Origin of the sequence: Microbacterium sp. NPDC077644, from assembly GCF_040702785.1 — a bacterium.
Lineage (GTDB): Bacteria > Actinomycetota > Actinomycetes > Actinomycetales > Microbacteriaceae > Microbacterium.
In genome coordinates, this window is the sequence record NZ_JBFBME010000001.1 from 698899 (window position 1) to 721996 (window position 23098).

Consider the following 23098-nt stretch of genomic DNA (forward strand, 5'->3'; position numbering starts at 1 on the left):
AGCGCGCCGGGCCGGTGCCCGGCGCGCCCTCGTTCATGTCAGACCGCTTGGGTCACCCCGCGTTCCGGCGGGAGGTGCGGATCGCGACCACGAGCGCGGCGACGCCGGCGAGCAGTCCCGCGGATCCGAGGATGATGCCTGCCACGGGTGCGACATCCTCGCTCTCCGCGGCGCCGGTCGTTTCTGCCGCGTCGGACTCTGCCGCGTCGGATCCCGCCGCGCCGTGGTCGCCGTGACCGGCATCCGCCTCCGCATCGGCGGCGACCGTCACGACGGGAGCGGGGGAGTCGAGGTCGTGCGGATCCTGACCGTCCTCCGCGACCTCCGTCCACGCGTTCGCACCCGTCTCGCACTGCTGCTCGACGGGGAACACGAGGGACTCCGGCGCGTCCTCTCCGACGCTCACCGCCATGGTCACGGCGCCGCGCAGATCATGCGCGACGGGTGTCGTGGCGGTGTACGTGACGGCGGAGACGAGGCCGTTGTCGGCGCGCTCGACGGCGACGTCCCACATCGCGTCGACCGTCGGGGACACGGAGGTGAGTCCGTCCGGCATCGTGATCCGCATCGCCGTCGTGGGGGAGTTCTCGCATCCGTGCGTGAACGAGAACGTCAGGACTGCGGAGCCCTCGGGGGTGACGCTGTCCGGGCTGACCCCGACGTGGGCCTGTGCGGCAGCGGGTGCGGTGAGGACGAGGCCGGCTGCGAGTGCGGCTGCGAGCGCGCCGCGGCGGGTGATGGATTTCGACATGGTTTCTCCTGTGCAGGTGCAGCGCCGCGCCGGTGCGCGCGCTGCGTGCGGGCGCGCCGACGGCGTCGCTCGCGATGAATGGATGGCACGTGTGCGCCCGGCCTGCCGGGTGGTGGGTCAGACGCGGGAGAAGGCCGGAGGGCCGCGAAGGGCGAGATCACCCGCGAGAATCGCGGAGACGAAGACACGGGCCGTGCGGGCGACGGATGCCGGGACCGGCCAGCGCGCATGCAGGCGGGGTGCGCGGCGGTGCAGGACCGCCCTGACCAGTGGAAGACCGCACGGATCAGACTCTCGCCGCGTCGCAGCCATGCCACGGTGAGGACGGCGGCGACCAAGTGCGCCGCGAGCATCCCCGCATCCGGGGCGACGTCGGGCGCGGCGGCGGCGATCGCCGGGAGCACGAGCGCGTGGTGATGTCCCGTGCCGAGGTCCGACGGCGCGGCGGTCGCGTTCAAGACGACGAAGAGGACGTGGAAGATGCTCTGCGCGACGAGCACCGCACTGCTCAGCCGGCGAAGGCTCGCGCGCGGGCCGACCAGCAGCGCCGCGAGCGGGGTCAGGAAGACGAGGAGCGCGAGCACCAGCAGAGGATGGGGCGCCGCGCCGCCGCCGAGCGTGTGCGAGACGGCCGCGATGATCGTCGAGGCGGCGGATGCTCCGGCACCGCGCATGAGTCGCAGCTGCCGGGAGGTCACGCCTCCAGCATATGCGGCGGATTCCTAAGCCTCGGGCAGTAGCTTTGGGGAGTGGAAATCCTCCTCTACCTCGTCGGCATCGTGTTCATGCTGATCGGTCTCGGGCTGTCGATCGGCCTGCATGAGGTCGGGCACCTCGTTCCGGCGAAGCTGTTCGGCGTCCGCGTCGGGCAGTACATGATCGGCTTCGGGCCGCGTCTGTGGTCGAAGAGGATCGGTGAGACGGAGTACGGCTTCAAAGCCCTGCCCGTCGGCGGATTCATCTCGATGTCGGGCATGTACCCGGCATCCGACGGCAAGCCCGTGCGCGGACTGTTCGCATCGCTCGTGCAGGATGCGCGGTCGGCGAACGACGAGACGATCGCCGACGGTGCGGAGGACCGGGTCTTCTACCGGCTGCCGGTGTGGAAGCGGATCATCGTCATGCTCGGCGGACCCGTCATGAACCTCATCCTGGCCGTCGTGATCTTCACGGTCCTCGCATCCGGGATCGGCCTGCAGCAGGGCACCACCACGATCGCCGGGGTGACCGAGTGCGTCCTTCCGGCCGGCACCACGCAGACCGAGTGCGCGGCGGGCGACCTTGCGTCTCCCGCCGCCGAAGCGGGTGTCCTGCCCGGAGACGTGCTGGTGTCGATCGACGATCAGCAGGTCGCGGACTTCGCCGACGCCACACAGATCGTCCAGGCCTCGCCGGGGAAGACCCTCGACATGGTCGTCTCCCGCGACGGCGAGGACGTGCACCTCTCGATCACGCCGATCACGGCCGAGCGCACGCTGACGGATGCCGGCGGGCAGCCGCGCCTGGACGAGGACGGCGAGCAGATCGTCGCCGATGTCGGGTACGTCGGGATGAGCGCGCAGATGGGTTTCGTGCCGCAGCCGATCGGCACAGGGGTGGAGCTGGCGGGGCAGAACGTCGCCCGCGTGGGCGAGCTGATCGTGCAGCTGCCGGTGAAGCTGTGGGACGTCGGCGTGTCGCTCTTCACCGGGACCGAGCGCGACCCGGACGGCCCGCTCAGCGTCGTCGGTGTCGGCCGTCTCGCCGGCGAGGTGGCAGCCACGGATGCCCCGATCCTGAACCGGTTCGTGGTGCTGCTGAGCCTGCTCGGCTCGCTGAACATCGCCCTGTTCGTCTTCAACCTCATCCCGCTGCTGCCGCTGGACGGCGGTCACGTCGTCGTGGCGCTGTGGGACGGCATCCGCCGTGCGTGGGCGAAACTGTTCCGGCGGCCGCCGCCCGCACCCGTGGACGCCACGCGGCTCGTGCCGCTCACCGTGGTCGTCGCCGTCGTGCTGATCGCGATGGGGGCGCTGCTGATGATCGCCGACGTCGTGAACCCGGTGAACCTGTTCCAGTGAACTCCCCGGCTCGACTCCTGCGGGACGTTGAGCGAGCCGCAGGCGAGACGAAACGGGTTGAGCGAGCGGAGCGAGTCGAAACCTCGCGCGCTAATTGAGCGCGTGCTCGACCAGGCGCTCCAGGGTGCGGATGCCGTCGCGGGACAGGATCGACTCGAGGTGTCCCTGCACGCTCGCGAAATGCTCGCCGCGCAGGGCGTAGACGTCGCCGGTCGCGGCGTCGGCGGAGACCTCGGCTGCGCCTGCCCGAGCGGTTCCTGGGGCGACCCGGGCCGTGAACGTGTTGTAGAAGCCGATCGAGGCGTCCTCTCCGAAGATCGGGACCGTCTTCTGCAGCCCCTGGTGCGGGGAGGCGAGCGGGGCGAGCTCGATGCCGAGGCTGTCGGCGAGGATCTGATGGCTCAGGCACACCGCGAGCAGCGGTGCACCGCTCTCCAGGCGCCGGGCGACGAGCTCGCGCATGCGTGCGATGCGCGGAGACTCCGTGTCCCGCGGGTCGCCGGGGCCGGGTCCGGCGACGAGCAGCTCGGCGGCGTCGATGTCGGCGTCGGCGACCTCGCTCCACGGCACGATCCTGGTGTCCAGGCCGAGGTGTCGCAGCTGGTGGGCGAGCATCGTGGTGAAGCGGTCCTCTGCGTCGATCATTAGTGCGCTCCGACCGGCGAACGGGCCGGTGGCGCCGTCGCCCTGCGGGTTGATCCAGAACTCCGCCAGGCGCGAGTTGCGCGAGGCGAGCAGCTGGGCGACCTCGGGGTCGTCGGCGAGTGTCACGGGGGCGGCATCCGGCTGGTCGGGGTCAGCGGTGGCCTCCGCGACCGTGTCGCGCGGTATCGCGCCGATCGCGCCGAGGACGCCGGCGGCCTTGCCGTGCGTCTCGCTCACCTCGCCATAGGGGTCGGAGTGACGCACGAGCGTGGCGCCGACGGGGACACGGAGCCTGCCATCCTCGAGGTAGACGGTGCGGATGAGGATCGGCGCGTCCACGTCGTGTCCGCCGTCGTCGTTCGGGGTGAACAGGGCGGCGACGCCCGAGTAGTAGCCGCGGGGGCTCGTCTCGTGGCGTCGGATCACCGCGCACGCGTTCTGCATGGGGGAGCCGGTGACGGTCGGGGCGAACATCGTCTCGCGCAGGATGTCGCGCGGGTCGAGGCGGCTGCGCCCGCGCAGCATGTACTCGGTGTGCGTGAGTCGTGACATCTGCTTCAGGTGCGGGCCGGTGATGCGTCCGCCGTCGGAGCAGACGGCGCTCATCATCTTGAGCTCTTCGTCGACGACCATGAACAGCTCCTCGGTCTCCTTGGTGGAGGAGAGGAAGCCGACGAGGGTCTCCTTCGTCGCGCCGCCGGCAGGGTGGCGGAAGGTGCCCGAGATCGGGTTCATCGTGACGATGCCGTCGCGGGCGACGACGTGCGCCTCGGGGCTGGCGCCGACGGCGATGTGGCCCGGGGTGACGACGGCGAACGTCCAGTAGGCGCCTCGTTCGTGCTCGAGGAGGGCGCGGAACCAGGTGATCGCCGCCCGCCGCTCGTCCTCGTCGACGGCTGCGGTGTAGTCGCGTCGGATGACGAAGTTCGCGCCTTCGCCGCGCCCGATCTCGTCGGAGATCACGCGGGAGACGACTTCGGCATACTCCTCGTCGCTGATGTCGAAGCCGCCGTCGCGGAGCGGCACGGGGCCGGTTGGGAGGGAGTCAAGGAGCTCGTCGCGATCGAAGTGACGGTGCTCGTCGACGATGAGGCAGCGCAGCGGAGTGCCGTCGTCCACCGCATCGAAGCCGCGTTCGCGCACCTGGCGATAGGGGACCATCGCGAACACCTCGCGAGGCGTTCCGTCGGCGGTGAGCGGGATGTCCGCGAGCAGGTCGACGTCGAGGATGTCGCCGGTGAGCAGTTCGACGGTCTCAGCGCCGTCGCGGGCGATCAGCACGAAAGACGCTTCGGCGTCCTGTACGAGGCCGTCGAGCAGGTTTTCGGTCATCGATGTCTCCTGTGGAGTGCTCCGGCTCGGACATACGAAAAGACCGCCCCGGAGGCGGTCTGGATTCGAGTATTGCGAACGCACCGCCTAAGAGGCGGGCCACCAGGTGATTGTTCGCATGCGGTGAAACTATCACAGCTGTCAGCCCTCGCCCGGCGGAGCCGCGTAACCTGGAGTCGTGCCTGCAGTCAACATTGGGATGCCGAGCGTCCCCGAAGTTCTGAGCCCCCGTCGCAAGTCGCGTCAGATCAGCGTCGGCAAGGTGCTGGTCGGCGGCAACGCTCCTGTGAGCGTGCAGTCGATGACGACGACGAAGACGACGGACATCAACGCCACACTCCAGCAGATCGCCGAACTGACGGCATCCGGCTGCGAGATCGTGCGCGTGGCGGTACCGCATCAGGACGACGCGGACGCGCTGAAGATCATCGCGATGAAGAGCCAGATCCCCGTGATCGCCGACATCCACTTCCAGCCGCGCTACATCTATACGGCGATCGACGCCGGATGCGGTGCGGTGCGCGTGAACCCGGGCAACATCCGCGAGTTCGACGGCAACGTCGGCAAGATCGCCGAGGCGGCGAAGGCCGCCGGCGTCTCGATCCGCATCGGCGTGAACGCCGGCTCTCTCGACAAGCGGCTGCTCGCCAAGTACGGCAAGGCGACGGCCGAGGCTCTCGTGGAGAGCGCTGTGTGGGAGGCATCGCTGTTCGAGGAGCACGACTTCCACGATTTCAAGATCTCGGTCAAGCACAACGACCCGATCGTCATGGTGAAGGCGTACCGGCAGCTGGCCGAGCGCGGTGACTGGCCGCTGCACCTCGGCGTCACCGAGGCCGGGCCCGCGTTCCAGGGCACGATCAAGTCGGCCACGGCTTTCGGCATCCTGCTGTCCGAGGGCATCGGCGACACGATCCGCGTCTCGCTGTCAGCTCCGCCGGCGGAAGAGGTCAAGGTCGGCCACCAGATCCTGCAGTCCCTGAACCTGCGTGAGCGCAAGCTCGAGATCGTCTCGTGCCCCTCGTGCGGCCGGGCCCAGGTGGATGTGTACACGCTCGCCGACTCGGTGACCGAGGGCCTGAAGGACATGACGGTGCCGCTGCGCGTCGCGGTCATGGGATGCGTCGTGAACGGGCCCGGTGAGGCGCGCGACGCCGACCTGGGCGTGGCATCCGGCAACGGCAAGGGTCAGATCTTCGTCAAGGGCGAGGTCATCAAGACCGTGCCGGAGGCTGACATCGTCGCGACGCTCATCGAAGAGGCGAATCGCATCGCCGAGGAGATGGGCCCGGATGCGAAGCCCGGTACCGCTCAGGTGATCACGGCCTGATGTCGGCGACCGTCGTCACGTTCCCCGCCGGTTCGGTGGTCGGGGACAGCGTCATCTCGTCGGTGCACGCGAGCGAGGCCGGGGCTGTCGTGATCGTGGATGCGACGCCGTTCCATCCCGTGGATCACACCTGGCCGGATCAGCCGGGGGATGCCGGTGCGATCCGTCTCGGTGAGGAATCCGTCGCGGTCGTCGAGGCTGTCATGGCGGCGGTGAGTGACGATGGCGCTTTCGCGGTCGGTGCGGACATCCCGGTCAAGCGCGGCGTCGAAGGATGGACCTGGCTGGTCGGTCATGTGCTCGATGCAGAGGCGCCGGCCTGGCTGACACCTGGTGCGGAAGTCTCCCTCGAGGTGGACGCGGAGCTGCGAGCCGGCCTCAGCCGCGGTCACACGGCGTGCCATCTCGCATCGCTCGCGCTGGACCTCGCGGTGGCGGATCTCTGGCGGAAGGACGCCGGGGCGGATGCGCTGGGCAACCCCGACTTCGAGGGTCGCGCAAACCAGAGCAGCCGCATCCATGAGGACGGCGCGGTGGACGAGTACCGCCTGGGCAAGAGCCTGCGCAAGGCCGGGTTCGACACCGAGGCGTTCGCGGCGACGCTGAGCGAGCGGGAGGCCGCGATCAACGCGCAGCTGTCGGCGTGGGTGGCTTCGGGCGCTTCGAGCCTGGTGGAGACCGACGGTCCCACGATCGTCGACCGCCGTCGCTGGCATTGCGCGTTGCCGGACGGCGACGCCGTGATCCCGTGCGGGGGTACGCATGCTCGTTCGCTCACGGAGTTCGCATCGATCTCGGTGACGCTCGAGCTGACCGATCCGCAGACGCTCGTGATGACCACGACGGCTGTCGGCGCGTAGTCAAAGCGTGACGCGTCACGCCGCTGGTCGGAATCTCTTGGGTGGTGGTTCGATTCCTGCCCAGGCGTAGGCGAGTGCGAGGCGCGGTCTCAGCTCGTGTTCCTCACCGGAGCGATGTCTCAGGATGAACTCGCCCTCGCGGTCGCTCGTGATCCGCCACTGCCCGTGGTGCAACTGCATGTGGTGGAATCGGCAGAGGAGGATTCCGCGGTCGATGTCGGTTCTGCCGCCTTCGGAGTAGGGGTCGATATGGTGCGCTTCGCAGTACGAGGCGGGTCTGTCGCAGCCCTTCCATCGGCATCCGCCATCGCGGATCGCGAGGGCTATCCGCTGTTTCGGCGTGAAGAGCCGATGTTCGCGCCCCACATCGAGCGGGTTGCCGCAGCCGTCGACGGTGACGCGGGTGCTCCCGCTGTCGCAGATGCGCTGCTCGACGTACGAGTCGGGCATGGCCTGCAGGCCGTCTTCGGTGAGCACGGGGCCCGTGGCCTGTCCGCTCGCGTCGACCGGCTGCACGAGCCGGACCCCGGCTTGGCGGGTACCGAACACTGTTTCCGCGTCGGCGAGTGAGCCCGTTCGCAACAGGTCCATCACGAGGTCATAGGCGAGTTGATCGTTCGTCCGGGAGTCGTCGGCGAGCTCTTGCGCCCGTCGCTGCTCATCGGCATCCACGAACCGTGGGCCTCCGCGTCGCGGACGAAGCGCCGCGTCCCGGATCGTCGACAGCCACAGGTACCCGTCATCGTCCAGCACTGCGGAAGCGCGATGGCGACCGTCCGGCTCGGTCCACATGCGGAAGGAGCGAGCAGCGTGCCGTTCGAGGAAGCGCGCCTCCGCCCCGTCAGGGTCGAGCTGGTCGCGGATCGTTCGCGCGGCGGCGCGGAGCTCCTCCAGCGTGCGATGCGCGGCCTCCGCGACGAGCTGTTCGGCGGCGACGCTCCATGCCTCGCGGAACCCGAGGAGCACGGCGTCCGATGCCCCTTCTGGCGTGGGCGGCTCGTCCAGGCCGCGCAGGATCGCGTCGTGCTGCTGTTGCGAGATGACGCGTCCGAACAAGGCGGTCCGCAACGGATCGTCCCAACGAGCAGAAGTGCGAGGTGCGTCGCTGGCGCACGTGTCAGAACCGTCCGCGAGGAGTTCGTCGTCTGCGAACGGCGCCTCCTCGGGTTCCAGCAGCGATTCGCCGACGCGGCTCTGGCGCGTGGCATCCGCTCGTGATGTTCCGGTGATGTCCTGGATGAGAGAGGCGGCACTGCGGTGCCCGTTCGACTGCGCGAGCCCGGAATGGCCGGCCTCGCGGTTGGAGCGGCGTGAGACGATGCCGGATGCGACGAGGCTCACCTGCTCGACCGCCTTCACGATCTCATTCGCCTGCCGGAGAACGGAGATCACGGCGTCGCCGTCGAGCGCACCGATGCGAGCGGGCAGATCATCGGCCTGCACGCAGTCGCCCACGAGATCGCGCATCGCGCTGATCCCGTCGGTGATCTCGGTGAAGAAGGCCATACCCCATGCTCTCGTGGACCACTGACATTCGAAGCTAGTTTCGATACCGATCAAGGTGATCTGAGGTAACGGATAGATAACATCGCTGTTCCGCGCTACCGTGCCCCGATGAAGTGGATCCTCTACGACATCGGCGGTGTCCTCGAACTCGTCGATGATCACACCTGGCCGCAGCAGCTCGAGCAGGCCTGGAGTGACCGCCTCGGCCTGCCCGTCGACGTGTTCCGTGCGCGCCTCGACGGGGCCGACCTTCCCGACACAACGCTGCAGAGCGGAGTCGCGACCGAGTACTGGCAGAAACTCGGCGCAGCGCTCGAGATCGAAGACGCCGAGGTCGACTCGATGCGTGCGCAACTGTGGGACGCCTACTGCGGCGAGGCGAACACCGAGCTCCTCGAGCACGCTCGTTCGCTGAAGGGCCGCGCGGGCCTCGCGATCCTGTCCAACTCCGGCGATGGTGCGCGCGAAGAGGAGGAGCGGCGCTTCCGCTTCTCCGAGGTCTTCGACCCGATCTGCTACAGCCACGAGCAGGGGGTGGCCAAGCCGGATCCCGGCGCCTATCTCGCCGCGCTGGCCCGCATGGGAGCCTCCGCCGCCGATGTTCTGTTCATCGACGACAACGAAGGCCCGATGCGCGGTGCCGAGAGCTGTGGCATACGCGCCGTCCTGCACCGTGACAACACCGCGACGATCGCAGCGATCGAGGCGTTCCTGGCCGAGTGATCGGCCCCGGTGACTATCGTCATGGGCGTGAAGATGCACGATGGTCAGCTCGAGATCGGCGAGGCCGACGTCCGAGGACTCCTGGCGGAGCAGTTCCCGGCATGGAGGGAGATGCCTGTGCGCCGTGTGCAGGGCGTCGGCACGGTGAACGCGATCTTCCGCATCGGCGACGGGTATGCCGCGCGGTTCCCCCTCGAACGCGCGGACGCTCCGGAGATGGAGCGGAGGCTCGTTCGCGAGATGGCGGCGCTCGAGGAACTCGCCACCGTCGCTACTGTGCCGTCGCCGGTTCCGGTCTCGATCGGTGCTCCAGGACGCGGCTACCCGCTTCCGTGGACGATTCAGACCTGGATCCCCGGCGAGGTCGCAACCCCCGACGCCACCGCGCACTCCCGCGCACTCGCCCACGATCTCGTCGAGCTCATCGCCGCTCTCCGCAGCGCGGACATGCGCGGACGCGCATTCAGCGGCGAGGGCCGCGGGGGATGCCTGCAGGATTCCGATGAGTGGATGGCGACGTGCTTCGCCGAGAGCGAGGGGATGCTGCCCGTGCCCGAACTCCGCGTCATGTGGAGCCGGTTGCGCGCCCTCCCCGACGCGCCCGGCCTCGCGATGACGCACGGCGACCTGATCCCCGCGAACCTTCTGCTCGACGAGGCGCGGCTGTGCGGGCTCCTCGACGGCGGAGGCTTCGGACCGGCGGACCCATCACTCGACCTGGTCGTCGCGTGGCACCTGCTGGACGCGGACGCGCGCGCGGTGATGCGCGACGGACTGAGGTGCGGCGAACTCGAATGGCGTCGCGGCGCCGCGTGGGCCTTCCAACAGTCGATGGGACTGGTCTGGTACTACGCCCGGTCCAACCCGGCGATGAGCATGCTCGGCCGGAGCACGCTGCGACGGCTCCTGGACGACGTGGAGATCAGCGCGCCTTGAGGATCGCGCACGGAGCGGACCTCAGAACTCGACCAGGATCTCCGCGAGCATCCGATGACCCTGAGCCTCGAACTCCGCATCGCCGACCTGGAAAGCCCAGCACGCCGTTCCGATCGCTTCCTGCAGGCGCTCCAGCCTCCACTCGTCGGGATCGCGCGGATCGGCACCATAACCCGCGAAGAACGCTGCTTCCAGGTCCGGCCGGTCGCGCCACTGCTGCGCGGAGAGGCGGGTCAGATCCGTCGCGGCGGGACGGAATCCGAATCGGCCGAAATCGATGACGCGCACGGTGCCGTGATCGATGAGCCAGTTCCGCGGCTGCCAGTCCCCGTGCGTGGGGACGACCGTGGCCGAGGCGGCGGACGCACGGTGCAGGATGCGCCGGGCCTCGATCGCGGCGTCCGGAGCCACGCGATTCGGCTTGTCGAGCCACGACAGCGCCCTGGCGATCGTTCTGCCCCAGTAGTCGCCGACGTCCTGCGCCTGCTGACTGTGCAGCTCACGCAGGAGCCGGCCCGCCTGCTCGTGGGCTGCCGGGCTGTGCTCGGCATCGGTGCCTTCGAGCAGCCTCCCCGGAAGATGGTCGAGGATCATCACACGCAACGCCTCATCGGCGTCGCGCAGCCGCGCGGCATGCCCGGATGCGACGAGTCGAGCGGTGAACGTCGGATGCGCTCCGATCTCGCGGGCGATGTGATGATTGTCGGCATCGCCCGCCTTCACGACGAGGTGTTCCGCGCCCGCCCGGACGTGGAGCACGATCGATCCGACAAGATTCCACGACATGTCGCTCACGAGCTCCGCGTCGCCGATCCGTGAACGAACCCAAGCCTGCTGGGCGGGCGTGAGGCGGACCCATCCGCTCACAGCGCGAACTCCACCTCGCCCTTCCCGATGTCGGTCGACACGACGCGCAGCGTGATCGCCTGGCCGGGCTTCGCCCCGGCGGGAACGGGCGCGGATGCCGTGACCGCGGGCTCCGCGATCTGGATGCCGGCGCGCTCGCCGCCGTTTCGGATCTCGATCACCGTCGCCTCAACCTTCAGACCGACAAGCGGCTGCAGCAATGCGGCCTCGACGCAGTTGACCGTGTCGGCGTTGAGCCGCGACGCCCGTTGGCTGGAGACCTGCATGAGATCCGGCAGCTCCGTCAGCGATTCCCTGGCCCACGCCGGGGCACCAGAGCCGTCCGAGAGGCCGAGGCAGATGGCCAGAGACCACCGATCAACGAGGCGCCGCAGGGGAGCGGTGGCGTGCGCGTACGGCGCGGCGATCGCCGCCTGCTCGATGTCGGAGGGAACACTGCCGTCGAACGTGACGTACCCGGCGCCGCGGAAAAGCGAAGCGGCCGCCTGGAGCACGGGCAGTGTGAGTGGATCGGTCCGGTCCAGGCCGCGCAGGAACTCCCCGTACTCTCCGGTCGTCCACGGCCGTCCCAACGCCTCGGTCTGCCGGCGGAACGCGTCGAACGCCGCGGCATCCGGCTCGGGCATCGTCCGCAGCACCCCCACCTTCGCGTCGACCATGAGCGATGCGGCGGCCATCCCCGTCATGAGCGACAGCTGCGCGTTCCACTCCTCGACAGGCAGGGGACTGCGACGCTCGATCGAGTACGAACCGTCCTCGCGTTGCACGACCTCCTCGTCGGGCATGTTCAGGCTCGCCCCTCCGCGTGCCGCCTCCTGCTGCAGGCGCAGGGCGCCGATCACGGGCAGCAGGGCGGCCGGTGACTCCTCACCGGCATCCAGAGCCTTCTGCGTGCTCACGTAGTCGAGCTGGGCCCGCGAACGGATCAGCGCGCGCTCGAGCCGGAACTCGGTGACCTCGCCCGACGACGAGAGGGCGAAAGTCCACACCAGTGCCGGTCGGTCCACGCCGGGCAGCAGTGATGCGCGGTCCTCACTGAGCTGCGCAGGATGCAGCGGAATCCGGCCGTCCGCCGCGTACAGGGTCTGTCCGCGCTCACGGGCAGCGGCATCCAGCGCGCCGCCGGGTTGCACGAACGCGGGCACATCGGCGATCGCGTAGCGCACCGCGAAGCCCGACCCGTCACGGGCGAGGTGGAACGCCTGATCCAAGTCCTTCGACCCTTCCGGGTCCAGAGTGACGAATTCGACGTCGCGCAGGTCGAGCTCCGGCGCATGGGGAGTGACGGCGGATGCCTCGGCGACCGCCTCCGGCGAGAACTCCGTCGGCGCATCCAGCGAGGACCTGAGCGCGACCAGCGCCTCGGCGAGCTCGCTCTGCACGGCGGACGGGGCGACATGTGATCGACGCTGAGGCATGGATTCACCCTACTTCCGCCCCTGACATCCGCGATGAGCGTTAGCGTGAGATCATGACCGCTGCAGAGAAGGCAAACACGCTCCGTTCGCTCTACCAGGCACCCGAGATCCTCCGGGTCGTCAACATCTGGGACGTCGTCTCAGCCCAGGCCGTCGCCGCACTCCCCGAGACCACCGCCATCGCCACCGCCGGGCACTCGATCGCCGCGACCTTCGGCTACGCCGACGGTGAGATCCCGCGCGAGGTCATGATCGACATGGTCGGCCGCATCGCGGCATCCACCGACCTTCCGGTCAGTGCCGACCTCGACGACGCGTACGGCGACGCGGGCGAGACCACCCGCCTCGCGATCGGTGCCGGCGTCGTCGGCGCGAACGTCGAGGACCGCCTGAAGCCGCTCGCCGAGTCCGTCGCCGTCGTCGAGGCGATCGTGAAGGCCGGCGAGGCCGAGGGCGTCCCGTTCGCCCTCAACGCCCGCACCGATGCGTTCGTCCGAGGCGGCGACCGCCCTCTCGAGGAGAGCATCGACGACGCCATCGAGCGCGGCCGCGCCTTCCTCGACGCCGGCGCGACGTGCGTGTTCGTACCCGGCATCCTGAACGCCGACGTCACCACCCAGCTCGTCGAGGGCATCGGGCGCGGCAAGATCAGCGTCATCGGTCTGCCCGGTGCGCTCACGGCCGCCGAATACGAGGCCCTCGGCGTCGCCCGCATCTCGTACGGGCCGATGATCCAGCGCGTCGGGCTGACCGCCGTGCAGGATGTCGCGAAGAGCCTGTACGCCGACGGCGTGATCCCGGAAGGGACGCGCGCGCTCAACTAGAGTCCCTAGACTTGACGCGTGGTCACACGTCTCTCGAAATTCTTCCTCCGTACGCTTCGCGAAGACCCGGCAGGTGCCGAGGTAGCCAGTCACCGGCTGCTGATCCGCGCCGGGTACATCCGGCCGCAGGCCGCCGGCATCTTCGCCTGGCTGCCGCTGGGACTCAAGGTCAAGGCCAAGATCGAGACCGTCATCCGCGAGGAGATGGCCGCCGCCGGCGCGCAGGAGGTGCACTTCCCGGCCCTCATGCCCCGCGAGGCCTATGAGGCCACCGGCCGCTGGGATGAGTACGGCGACCTGCTGTTCCGCCTGCAGGACCGCAAAGGCGGCGACTACCTGCTCGCCCCGACTCACGAAGAGGCGTTCACGCTGCTGGTGAAGGACCTGTACTCGTCGTACAAGGACCTGCCGCTGACGATCTTCCAGATCCAGGACAAGTACCGCGACGAGGCGCGCCCTCGCGCAGGGCTCCTCCGCGGCCGCGAGTTCACGATGAAGGACGCCTACTCGTTCGACGCCTCGGATGCCGGCCTCGACACGAGCTACATGGCACAGCGCGACGCCTACGAGCGGATCTTCCAGCGCCTGGGGCTCGACTACGCGATCGTGCAGGCGGATGCCGGTGCCATGGGCGGTTCCCGCTCGGAGGAGTTCCTGCACCCGACCCCGGTGGGCGAGGACACGTTCGTCCGCAGCGAGGGCGGCTACGCCGCGAACGTCGAGGCGTTCACGACCGCTGTCCCGGATGCCGTCCCGTTCGACGACGCGCCGGAGGCGACGATCTTCGACTCCCCGGACACCCCGACGATCGAGACGCTCGTCGCGCACTCGAACGCCGTGCTCGACCGCGAGGTCACGGCAGCCGACACGCTGAAGAACGTCGTGCTTGCCCTGCGCCACCTGGACGGCACACGCGAACTCGTCGTCGTCGGCATCCCCGGCGACCGCGAGGTCGACGCCAAGCGCGCAGAGGTCGCTTTCGCGCCGGCTGAGGTGGAGACCGCGACACCCGAGGACTTCGAGGCCAACCCCCTGCTCGTCAAGGGCTACATCGGCCCCTGGTCGCCCACCGGCGCGGTCCTCGGCGAGGAGTCCGCCACCGGCATCCGCTATCTCGTAGACCCGCGCGTCTCGGACGGCACCCGCTGGATCACCGGCGCGAACGTCGACCAGAAGCACGCGCACTCGGTCGTCGCCGGCCGCGACTTCACCGCCGACGGCATCGTCGAGATCGCGAACGTCCGCGACGGGGACCCCGCCCCGGACGGCTCCGGCCCCGTGTCGCTCGCACGCGGCATGGAGATCGGTCACGTCTTCCAGCTGGGCCGCAAGTACGCCGAGGCGCTGGGGCTCAAGGTCCTCGACGAGAACGGCAAGCTCGTCACCGTCACGATGGGCTCGTACGGCATCGGCGTGACCCGCATCCTCGCGATCATCGCCGAGTTGAACAACGACGACAAGGGCCTGATCTGGCCGGCGTCCGTCGCGCCCTTCGACGTGCACGTCGTCGCCGCAGGGCGCGACCAGGTCGCGTTCGAGGTCGCCGAGCAGGCCGCAGCCGATCTCGAAGCCGCCGGTCTCGACGTCCTCTACGACGACCGCCCCAAGGTCTCGCCCGGGGTGAAGTTCGGCGACGCCGAGCTCGTCGGCGTGCCGCGCGTCCTGGTGGTCGGCCGCGGCGCCGCCGATGGCCAGGTCGAGCTCTGGGATCGCCGCACAGGGGAGCGCGAGGCACTGTCTCTCGACGCGGCACTGGAGCGCCTGCGCGGCTGACCTGTTCGGCCGACCGGCATGCGAGAGTAGGGGCATGGACGAGCTGCGCACCCGGATCGACGCACTGATGGACGAGGCGGGCGTGACCGCCAACCGCACTCTGATCTCCCGCATCCTCCAGTCCGGCATCCGACTCGGACAGGACGGCACCGACCGCCTGAACCTGAAGATCACGTCGGCCGCGCTCACCGAGATGCGCGACGCGTTCCGCCTGTTCCAGCCGTTCGCTGGCGTTCCCAAGGTCACCGTCTTCGGGTCGGCCCGCACGAAGCAGGACGACCCGCTCTACGGTCAGGCGCGCTCTGTCGCGGAGGCGCTGGCCGATCGCGGCTGGATGGTCGTCACCGGTGCCGGTCCCGGCATCATGGAGGCCGCCGCCGACGGGGCGGGGGAGCGGATGGCGCTGGGAGTGTCCATCCGGTTGCCGTTCGAGGAGAAGCCCAGCGCCGTCATCGCGGATGAGACCCACTCCGTCGAGATGAAGTACTTCTTCACCCGCAAGCTCATGCTCGTCAAGGAATCCACCGGCTTCATCTGCCTGCCCGGCGGCTTCGGCACCATGGACGAGATGTTCGAGCTGCTCACCCTGCAGCAGACCGGCAAGGCTGAACCCGTGCCCATCGTGCTGCTCGACGAGCCCGGCGGCACGTTCTGGCGCGGGCTCGAGCGCTTCGTGATCGACACGCTGATCCCCGCCGGTGTGATCTCGCCGAACGACTTCGACCGCGTGCTCGTGACCGATTCCGCAGAGGAGGCCGTCGCCGAGATCACCGGCTTCTGGCGCAACTACCATTCGCTCCGCTGGGTCGGTGACCTGCTCGTGCTCCGACTGAAGCATCGGCCCGAGGACACCGAGATCGACGATCTCAACGAGCAGTTCGCCTCGATCCTGGCGCGCGGCCGCATCGAACGCGTCGACGCGCAGCCGGTCGAGGTCTCCGACGGCGACGTCGTCGACCTCCCTCGCCTCGCACTCCACCTCGGGCAGCGCGAGGTCGGGGGCCTGTATCGCCTCATCGACGCGATCAACGGTCTGGGGTCGGCCGTCGACTGACAGCCCCTGCGCGGAGCGGGTATCGTAGTACGGATGCCGCGCGTGCAGGATGCCGCGGCGAAGAGCTGAATACGGAGGCCGTCATGGACATTGAACTCGGATTGCTGCGAGGGATCGAGAAGGAGAAGGGCATCCCCTTCGACGAACTCGTCCACATCATCCAGCAGGCCATCCTGACCGCCTACGGCAAGCACGTCTCGCCTGACGGCGCGATCCCGGCCGGCGTCCGTGTGGACCTCGACACCAAGACGGGCCACGTCGCGGTCCTCCAGCCCGTCACCGACGACGAGGGTGCCGTGATCGGCGAAGAGGATGCCACCCCCGATGACTTCGGCCGTATCGCCGCGTTCGCCGCGAAGCAGGTCATCAGCCAGCGTCTGCGCGACATCGCCGACGACGCGGTGCTGGGGGAGTTCCGCGGCAAGGAGGGCGACATCGTCGCCGGAGTCATCCAGCAGGGCCCCAACCCGCGGATGATCCACGTCGACCTCGGCAGCGTCGAAGCCATCCTGCCGCCTGAGGAGCAGGTCCCTGGCGAGGAGTATGCGCACGGTTCGCGACTGCGCGTGTACGTGACCAGCGTCGCGAAGGGCCTGAAGGGCCCGCAGATCACCGTCTCGCGCACCCACCCCGGCCTCGTGCGCAAGCTGTTCGCGCTCGAGGTTCCGGAGATCGCCGCAGGGCTCGTCGAGATCGTCTCGCTCGCCCGCGAGGCCGGCCACCGCACGAAGATCGCCGTGAAGGCGAACGATCCGTCCATCAACGCCAAGGGTGCCTGCATCGGCGAGCTCGGACGGCGCGTCCGCGCCGTCACCGAGGAGCTCGCCGGCGAGAAGATCGACATCGTCGACCACGACGCCGATCTCGCCACGTTCGTGGCGCACGCCCTGTCGCCGGCGAAGGTGACGAGCTCGTTCGTGCTGGATGCCGGCACCAAGGCCGTCCGTGCACTGGTACCCGATTACCAGCTCTCGCTCGCCATCGGCAAGGAGGGGCAGAACGCCCGTCTGGCCGCGAAGCTGACCGGCGCGAAGATCGACATCCAGCCCGACAGCATCCTGGACTGACCCCGCGTCGCGGAGTCGTCCCTCAGCCTCGCGGTGTAAGATGGAACCCGTACGGACATGCGTCGGTTGTCGCATGCGTGCTTCCCGATCCGCTCTCCTCAGAGTGGTGGCCTCCCAGAACGTCCTCATCTTCGATGAGCGCGCTGTGATGCCGGGGAGGGGCGCGTGGGTGCATCCGACGCAGGAATGCCTGGATGGCGCCATGAGGCGCCGGGCTTTCGCCCGTGCACTCCGCGTGTCGGCATCCATCGGGTTCCCCGAAGCCGCCGTCTCGCAGACCATCGAAAAGCATCGCCAGAGAAACAAAGGCTGAACGGCTATGGAAACAAAGTGAACGGCTCGAAATGAGACCCGTCCGCGACTAGTGGTCTGCCCTGTCTGGGCAGACCGACCCAGACAGGAGAATTGTGGCTGGTAAACCACGCGTACATGAGATCGCCGCTGAACTCGGCGTCGACAGCAAGGTCGCGCTTGCGAAGCTGAAGGAGCTCGGCGAGTTCGTCAAGAGCCCGTCCTCGACGATCGAGCCGCCGGTGGCTCGCAAGCTCCGTGCCGCCATCGAGGCGGACGGGGCGATCAAGCCCAAGGCCGACGAGAAGCCCGCAGCGGCTTCGCAGACGACCGCCAAGCCCGGCCCCAAGGCGCCGACCCCCGGGCCCAAGCCCGGTCCGAAGCCGACCGCCGAGGAGAAGCCCGCCGCAGAGGCGCCCGCAGCACCGGCTGCGGAGACGCCCGCACCTGCGGCTCCCGCTCCCTCGGCCGACAAGGGCGCCCCGAAGCCGGGTGCGCCTCGCCCCGGCAACAACCCGTTCTCGTCCTCGCAGGGCATGGGCCAGCGTCCCGCGGGCCCCCGCCCCGGCAACAACCCGTTCGCGTCCTCGCAGGGAATGGGCCAGCGCCCGACGCCGGGCAACATCCCGCGTCCGCAGGCTCCGCGCCCCGGCGCGCCCCGTCCGGGCGCTCCGCGTCCTGGTTCCCCCCGTCCCGGCGCGCCGCGCGGCGGTCAGGGCGGTCGTCCCGGTGCTCCGTTCCAGCAGCGCTCCGGCGGCCCCGGTCGTCCGGGCGGCGGTCCGGGTGCCGGCGGTCCCGGTGCACGTCCGGGCGGCGGTTTCGCCGGTCGTCCCGGTGGTGGCGGCGGTCGCGGTCGTGGACCCGGCGGTGGCACCGCCGGCGCCTTCGGAAAGGGAGGCGGCAAGTCCAAGCAGCGCAAGTCGCGCAGGGCGAAGCGGCAGGAATTCGAGATGCGGGATGCTCCCGTCGTCGGTGGCGTCAACGTCACCCGCGGCAACGGGGAGACCATCCGCATGCGCCGCGGTGCATCGATCGCCGACTTCGCGGACAAGATCGAGACACTGACGGGCTACACGGTTCAGCCGGGAACACTCGTCACGATCCTCTTCAACCTCGGCGAGATGGCCACGGCCACCGAGTCGCTGGACGAGGCCACCTTCGAGGTCCTCGGTGAAGAGCTCGGCTACAAGATCCAGATGGTCTCGCCCGAGGACGAAGACAAGGAGCTCCTGGAGGGCTTCGGTCTCGACCTCGAGAAGGAACTGGCCGAGGAGAGCGAGGACGACCTCGAGATCCGCCCGCCGGTGGTCACCGTCATGGGTCACGTCGACCACGGAAAGACGCGACTGCTCGACGCGATCCGCAAGACCAACGTCATCGAGGGCGAAGCCGGCGGCATCACCCAGCACATCGGTGCCTACCAGGTCTGGACGGAGCACGAGGAGATCGAACGTGCGATCACGTTCATCGACACCCCGGGTCACGAGGCGTTCACCGCCATGCGTGCCCGCGGTGCGCAGGTCACCGACCTCGCGATCCTCGTGGTCGCGGCCGACGACGGCATCATGCCGCAGACGGTCGAGGCCCTGAACCACGCCCAGGCCGCGAACGTGCCGATCGTGGTCGCGGTGAACAAGGTCGACAAGCCCGACGCCAACCCGGCCAAGGTGCGCCAGCAGCTCACCGAGTACGGTCTGGTCGCCGAGGAGTACGGCGGGGATGTCATGTTCGTCGATGTCTCGGCCCGTCAGGGAACCGGCATCCAGGAGCTGCTGGACGCCGTCCTGCTGACCGCTGACGCCGGACTCGACCTCACGGCGAACCCGAACAAGGCAGCACGCGGTGTGGCCATCGAGGCGAAGCTCGACAAGGGCCGCGGCTCGGTCGCCACGGTGCTCATCCAGTCCGGAACGCTGCGCGTCGGCGACTCGATCGTCGCAGGCACCGCTTACGGCCGCGTGCGCGCGATGCTCGATGAGAACGGCGAAGCCGTCGACGAGGCCGCGCCCTCGCGTCCGGTGCAGGTGCAGGGTCTGAACTCCGTGCCGCGCGCCGGCGACGTCTTCATCGTCACCGAGGAAGACCGCATGGCGCGTCAGATCGCCGAGAAGCGCGAAGCCGTCGAGCGCAACGCCCTGCTGGCCAAGGCCCGCAAGCGCATCTCGCTCGAGGACTTCACCCGTGCTCTCGAAGAGGGCAAGGTCGAGACGCTCAACCTCATCATCAAGGGCGACGTGTCCGGTGCCGTCGAGGCGCTGGAGGAGTCGCTCCTCAAGATCGAGGTCGACGACTCCGTGCAGCTGCGGATCATCCACCGCGGTGTGGGTGCGATCACCGAATCCGACGTGAACCTCGCGACGATCGACAACGCGATCATCGTGGGCTTCAACGTGCGTCCCGACACCAAGGCCCGTGAGGCCGCGGCTCGCGAGGGCGTGGACGTCCGGTTCTACTCGGTCATCTACGCCGCGATCGACGAGATCGAGAACTCCCTCAAGGGCATGCTCAAGCCGGAGTTCGAAGAGGTCCAGTCGGGTGTCGCCGAGATCCGCGAGGTGTTCCGCTCCTCGAAGTTCGGCAATATCGCCGGTGTCATCGTCCGCTCCGGAACGATCACGCGCAACGCGAAGGCGCGCGTCATCCGCGACGGCGTCGTCCTCGCCGACGGCCTGGCCATCGAGTCGCTGCGCCGGTTCAAGGATGACGTCACCGAGGTCCGCACGGACTTCGAGGCGGGTATCGGCCTCGGCAAGTACAACGACATCCAGGTCGGCGACGAGATCGAGACGACCGAGATGGTGGAGAAGCCGCGCGGCTGATCCGATCGATTCGTGAGGGGCGCCTGCGGGCGCCCCTCATTCGTCACAGAAGGAGAAGGTAATGGCTGGAGAACGACAGGCCCGTCTGGCGGACCGCATCCGCGTCATCCTGGCCGAGCGTCTGGAGAAGGGGCTGCGCGACCCGCGCCTCGGATTCGTCACGATCACCGACGTGCGCGTCTCCGGCGACCTCCAGCACGCCTCCGTCTTCTACACCGTGCTCGGCACGGAGGAGGAGCGCGTCTCGAGCGGTGCCGCCCTGGCGTCGGCGACAGGGATGCTGCGCAGCGAGGTGGGACGCCAGCTCAGCACCCGTCTCGTGCCGACGTTGGAGTTCATCCCCGACGCGCTGCCCGAGAACGCCGACAACATCACCGCGCTGCTGCGCCAGGCGCAGGAGCGCGATGCCGAGGTCGCGAAGCTCGCGTCATCGGCCAAGCACGCCGGCGACGCGGACCCGTACGTCCGCGCGGATGCCCCGGACGAGGACTGAATCGCGATCCTCGAGGACCCCTCCGGCTGAGCCCGGATGGGGACTTCTGCCCTGGTAGGGCGGTCCTCCCGTTGATAGCCTGACCCGCATTGTCGGCGACGCCGACCATGCGCGATCAGGATTTCGGGGGGAATCGATCCAGTGACGACGACATGGCAGGAGGGCCTGCGGCAGCAGCCGCAGGTCGCCGACGAGCACACGACGGTGTCTGACATTACCGCCGATCTCAACTCGTCAGGGCTCTCGACCGCTCCGCACGTCATCGCCCGGCTGGTTCGCGAACTCGATGGCGACAGGGCGGCCGTCAAGGAGGTCGCGGCGGCTCTGACAGCAGCGCAGCGCTCCGGGCAGCGGATGCTCCCGTCGCTGTTGCCTCTGGTGCCGTCGGTCGAGGCGGTCTGCGCCGGTCTTGACGTGCGCGACGAGGATCGGCTCACGGTCCTGGCCGCCGCTCTCAGCATCGACGACGATCTCGAGCCGCTGCTCATCGCCTCCTCGCGCTCCGCGGAGGACCTGCTCAGGCCCGGCATCGCCGATCACCTGCGCGCCTCCAACGGTCGATTCGCGCTGACGCGACGGCGCACAGCGATCTGGCTGCAGCACGTCGCGACACCGCAGGAGACGGCATCCGCGCACCGGAAGCTGGAACGCGCCCACCGCCTGCGTGGTGACGAGGCGATCGCCGCCTGGCATGCGGCGCGCGGTGCCGTCGAACGCCACCCGGAGGTCGCATCGTCGTTGACGACCGCGGCCTGCGAGCTGCGGGATCGTGGGGATGCGGATCGCGCGTTCGCCTTCGCGAGCGAGGCGGCAGAGCACGCGGAGCAGGCATGGCGCGAGCGGGCGCTCCTGATCGCCGGCACGGCAGCGGCGTCGGCCGGCTGCTTCGACGACGCGAACGACCTGCTCACGGATCTCGCGTCGAGTCCGAGCCACGCCGTGCGCGCGGGCTCGTCGACGGCCCTGCTGATCGCACAGGCCTGTGCACGCGGCACGATCCCGACCCTCGACGCCGACGCGCGGCCCCCGCGCACGGGGGATCCACGGCAGTGGCGGGCCTGGGCGCGCACGACGGGCCTCGCCGCCGTCCTGTGCGCCGAACGCGGAGCGACCTCTGCCATGCGCTCCTGGCTCGCCGAAGCACGTGAGGCCGACACGACGGCAGGTGCGGCCGGGAAGATGCGCGACCCGGCCGTCGCCCTGTGCTGGATGCTGACCGGCGAAGCCGATGCCGACCCGATCGGGGCCGGGGGCACGTTCTCCGGTGCGCTGCTCGATGCCCTGCGCTCCGCCATGAACGGGGACGCCGTCGAGGGGCTGCGAGGCCTCGCGCGCAGCGCGCTGTCCGTGCCGGAGGACGATCCGCTCATCCCGGGCTTCGAGGGCAGCCCTCTGGCAGGCGCCTATCTCGCCGTCACGGATGCGCTGCTGCGCTTCTGGAGCGGTGACATCGAAGATGCTCGGGCGTGCCTCGCCGCCGCCGCGCTGCGCGTTCCCGTCGGCATCCCGTTCGCCGGGCTGGGGGCCGTGCTCGCTCAGCGCATCGACATCGCGATCGACGGCGTGTCTGGTCCCGTCGCCCGGGCGATCTCCGAGACGCTGCCCGATGGCATCCGCATCGACACGCTCGTGGACAGCGGGCTGAGCGCATATCTCCTCGGAGAATCCGAGCAGGCCGCGACGGACATCGCGCTGTGGCGTGACCGCGGAGCGCCGGAACCCGCGCTCGCGCTGGCGGGACTGGAAGAGGTCGGGCCGTTCGTCGATCGGAGGCGGGTCGAACCACCCGATGCGAGCGCCGCCAGGTCGCTGCTTCAGCGCATCCGCGGTCTGACCGAATCGTCGTGGCGGCACGAGCACGGCGAGATCGCCGAAGCCGGTAGAACGCTCACGTCATCGTTCGAGCGCGGCAGGGTCGAGGCGCTCCTGGGATCGACGTCGCTGGTGCACGGCGATCTGCCGGGCGGCCGTCGCCATCTGCGCGCCGCGCGCAGGCTGTTCGAGGATGCGGGAGCGCACGCGTGGAAGCGCGCGATGGATGCTCGGATCGCCGGTGTGCGCACGACGCAGGACGCGATGAGCGACCCGATGACAGACCCGATCGCGGTGATCCGCGACGACGACGCGCTGGCGGCGGGAAGAGCGGCGTGGGAGACGCTGCTGACGCAGCGCGAGCTCGAGGTCGCGATGCGCGTGGCCGCCGGCTCCGAGAACCGCGAGATCGCGACGGCGCTCGACGTCTCGGTTCGGACCGTCGAGGTGCACGTGCGGCACCTGTTCGACAAGCTCGGCGCCCGCAACCGGGTCGAGCTCGCAGTCATGGCGCACAGGGCCGGACGCGTGTTCTGA

19 protein-coding genes are annotated in these 23098 nt (G+C 69.3%); 14 read left to right on the top strand and 5 right to left on the bottom strand.

Features of this window, described 5'->3' with window-relative positions:
• Positions 1-52: 52 nt before the first annotated feature.
• Positions 53-751: a YcnI family protein gene (locus AB0269_RS03330; protein ID WP_366209809.1), complete on the bottom strand. Its 699-nt coding sequence runs from the start codon at positions 749-751 to the stop codon at positions 53-55.
• Between the two features lie 269 nt (positions 752-1020).
• On the opposite strand from AB0269_RS03330, the gene AB0269_RS03335 reads away from it, so the two are divergent.
• Complete coding sequence (locus AB0269_RS03335) at positions 1021-1491, top strand: hypothetical protein (RefSeq protein ID WP_366209810.1); 471 nt, start codon at positions 1021-1023, stop codon at positions 1489-1491.
• Positions 1492-1500: 9 nt separating this feature from the next.
• Entirely contained in the window at positions 1501-2811 is a 1311-nt protein-coding gene (locus tag AB0269_RS03340) for a site-2 protease family protein (RefSeq protein ID WP_366209811.1), read from the top strand.
• Between the two features lie 90 nt (positions 2812-2901).
• On the opposite strand, the gene AB0269_RS03345 is transcribed toward AB0269_RS03340, so the two are convergent.
• On the bottom strand, positions 2902-4788 hold the full coding sequence (locus AB0269_RS03345) for a chorismate-binding protein (protein WP_366209812.1): 1887 nt from the start codon (positions 4786-4788) through the stop codon (positions 2902-2904).
• A 178-nt stretch (positions 4789-4966) separates the two neighbouring features.
• On the opposite strand from AB0269_RS03345, the gene ispG reads away from it, so the two are divergent.
• Entirely contained in the window at positions 4967-6118 is a 1152-nt protein-coding gene (gene ispG, locus AB0269_RS03350) for a flavodoxin-dependent (E)-4-hydroxy-3-methylbut-2-enyl-diphosphate synthase (protein WP_366209814.1), read from the top strand.
• Complete coding sequence (locus AB0269_RS03355) at positions 6118-6978, top strand: hypothetical protein (protein ID WP_366209815.1); 861 nt, start codon at positions 6118-6120, stop codon at positions 6976-6978. Before ispG ends, AB0269_RS03355 begins: the two co-directional genes overlap by 1 nt.
• A 15-nt stretch (positions 6979-6993) precedes the next feature.
• On the opposite strand, the gene AB0269_RS03360 is transcribed toward AB0269_RS03355, so the two are convergent.
• Complete coding sequence (locus tag AB0269_RS03360) at positions 6994-8484, bottom strand: DUF222 domain-containing protein (protein WP_366209816.1); 1491 nt, start codon at positions 8482-8484, stop codon at positions 6994-6996.
• Between the two features lie 108 nt (positions 8485-8592).
• Between AB0269_RS03360 and AB0269_RS03365 the strand changes: the two genes are divergently transcribed.
• Positions 8593-9207 (top strand): HAD-IA family hydrolase, encoded by a 615-nt coding sequence (locus tag AB0269_RS03365; protein WP_366209817.1) that lies wholly within the window; start codon positions 8593-8595, stop codon positions 9205-9207.
• 33 nt (positions 9208-9240) lie between these two features.
• On the top strand, positions 9241-10143 hold the full coding sequence (locus tag AB0269_RS03370; protein WP_366210492.1) for a phosphotransferase: 903 nt from the start codon (positions 9241-9243) through the stop codon (positions 10141-10143).
• A 21-nt stretch (positions 10144-10164) separates the two neighbouring features.
• Here the strand turns inward: AB0269_RS03370 and AB0269_RS03375 are convergent, their stop codons facing one another.
• Together AB0269_RS03375 and AB0269_RS03380 are read right to left on the bottom strand one after the other, a co-directional pair.
• The gene (locus AB0269_RS03375) at positions 10165-10929 is read right to left on the bottom strand and encodes an aminoglycoside phosphotransferase family protein (RefSeq protein ID WP_366210493.1); all 765 of its coding nucleotides are present in this window, start codon (positions 10927-10929) and stop codon (positions 10165-10167) included.
• A 77-nt stretch (positions 10930-11006) separates the two neighbouring features.
• Complete coding sequence (locus AB0269_RS03380) at positions 11007-12428, bottom strand: RNB domain-containing ribonuclease (RefSeq protein WP_366209818.1); 1422 nt, start codon at positions 12426-12428, stop codon at positions 11007-11009.
• Between the two features lie 53 nt (positions 12429-12481).
• On the opposite strand from AB0269_RS03380, the gene AB0269_RS03385 reads away from it, so the two are divergent.
• The 8 genes from AB0269_RS03385 (at position 12482) to AB0269_RS03420 (ending at position 23098) form a co-directional block, all read left to right on the top strand.
• Entirely contained in the window at positions 12482-13252 is a 771-nt protein-coding gene (locus AB0269_RS03385; protein WP_366209819.1) for an isocitrate lyase/phosphoenolpyruvate mutase family protein, read from the top strand.
• 18 nt (positions 13253-13270) lie between these two features.
• Entirely contained in the window at positions 13271-15025 is a 1755-nt protein-coding gene (locus tag AB0269_RS03390) for a proline--tRNA ligase (protein ID WP_366209820.1), read from the top strand.
• 34 nt (positions 15026-15059) lie between these two features.
• Complete coding sequence (locus tag AB0269_RS03395; RefSeq protein WP_366209821.1) at positions 15060-16079, top strand: TIGR00730 family Rossman fold protein; 1020 nt, start codon at positions 15060-15062, stop codon at positions 16077-16079.
• An 83-nt stretch (positions 16080-16162) separates the two neighbouring features.
• Positions 16163-17146, top strand: coding sequence for a transcription termination factor NusA (nusA, locus tag AB0269_RS03400; RefSeq protein ID WP_366209822.1), 984 nt, complete (start codon positions 16163-16165; stop codon positions 17144-17146).
• Between the two features lie 40 nt (positions 17147-17186).
• Positions 17187-17459, top strand: coding sequence for a YlxR family protein (locus tag AB0269_RS03405; protein ID WP_366209823.1), 273 nt, complete (start codon positions 17187-17189; stop codon positions 17457-17459).
• Between the two features lie 94 nt (positions 17460-17553).
• On the top strand, positions 17554-20256 hold the full coding sequence (gene infB, locus AB0269_RS03410) for a translation initiation factor IF-2 (RefSeq protein ID WP_366209824.1): 2703 nt from the start codon (positions 17554-17556) through the stop codon (positions 20254-20256).
• Between the two features lie 61 nt (positions 20257-20317).
• A complete protein-coding gene (gene rbfA / locus AB0269_RS03415) occupies positions 20318-20749 on the top strand; it encodes a 30S ribosome-binding factor RbfA (RefSeq protein WP_366209825.1) in 432 nt (143 codons plus the stop codon).
• Positions 20750-20890: 141 nt separating this feature from the next.
• Positions 20891-23098 (top strand): helix-turn-helix transcriptional regulator, encoded by a 2208-nt coding sequence (locus AB0269_RS03420; protein WP_366209826.1) that lies wholly within the window; start codon positions 20891-20893, stop codon positions 23096-23098.

Excerpts from the sequence above, each read along its gene's own strand:
- AB0269_RS03330 (WP_366209809.1), bottom strand. The coding sequence starts at position 751 with ATGTCGAAATCCATCACCCGCCGCGGCGCGCTCGCAGCCGCACTCGCA.
- AB0269_RS03345 (WP_366209812.1), bottom strand. The coding sequence starts at position 4,788 with ATGACCGAAAACCTGCTCGACGGCCTCGTACAGGACGCCGAAGCGTCT.
- AB0269_RS03355 (WP_366209815.1), top strand. The coding sequence starts at position 6,118 with ATGTCGGCGACCGTCGTCACGTTCCCCGCCGGTTCGGTGGTCGGGGAC.
- AB0269_RS03360 (WP_366209816.1), bottom strand. The coding sequence starts at position 8,484 with ATGGCCTTCTTCACCGAGATCACCGACGGGATCAGCGCGATGCGCGAT.
- AB0269_RS03365 (WP_366209817.1), top strand. The coding sequence starts at position 8,593 with ATGAAGTGGATCCTCTACGACATCGGCGGTGTCCTCGAACTCGTCGAT.
- AB0269_RS03370 (WP_366210492.1), top strand. The coding sequence starts at position 9,241 with ATGCACGATGGTCAGCTCGAGATCGGCGAGGCCGACGTCCGAGGACTC.
- AB0269_RS03375 (WP_366210493.1), bottom strand. The coding sequence starts at position 10,929 with ATGTCGTGGAATCTTGTCGGATCGATCGTGCTCCACGTCCGGGCGGGC.
- AB0269_RS03380 (WP_366209818.1), bottom strand. The coding sequence starts at position 12,428 with ATGCCTCAGCGTCGATCACATGTCGCCCCGTCCGCCGTGCAGAGCGAG.
- AB0269_RS03385 (WP_366209819.1), top strand. The coding sequence starts at position 12,482 with ATGACCGCTGCAGAGAAGGCAAACACGCTCCGTTCGCTCTACCAGGCA.
- AB0269_RS03395 (WP_366209821.1), top strand. The coding sequence starts at position 15,060 with ATGGACGAGCTGCGCACCCGGATCGACGCACTGATGGACGAGGCGGGC.
- nusA (WP_366209822.1), top strand. The coding sequence starts at position 16,163 with ATGGACATTGAACTCGGATTGCTGCGAGGGATCGAGAAGGAGAAGGGC.
- AB0269_RS03405 (WP_366209823.1), top strand. The coding sequence starts at position 17,187 with ATGGAACCCGTACGGACATGCGTCGGTTGTCGCATGCGTGCTTCCCGA.
- rbfA (WP_366209825.1), top strand. The coding sequence starts at position 20,318 with ATGGCTGGAGAACGACAGGCCCGTCTGGCGGACCGCATCCGCGTCATC.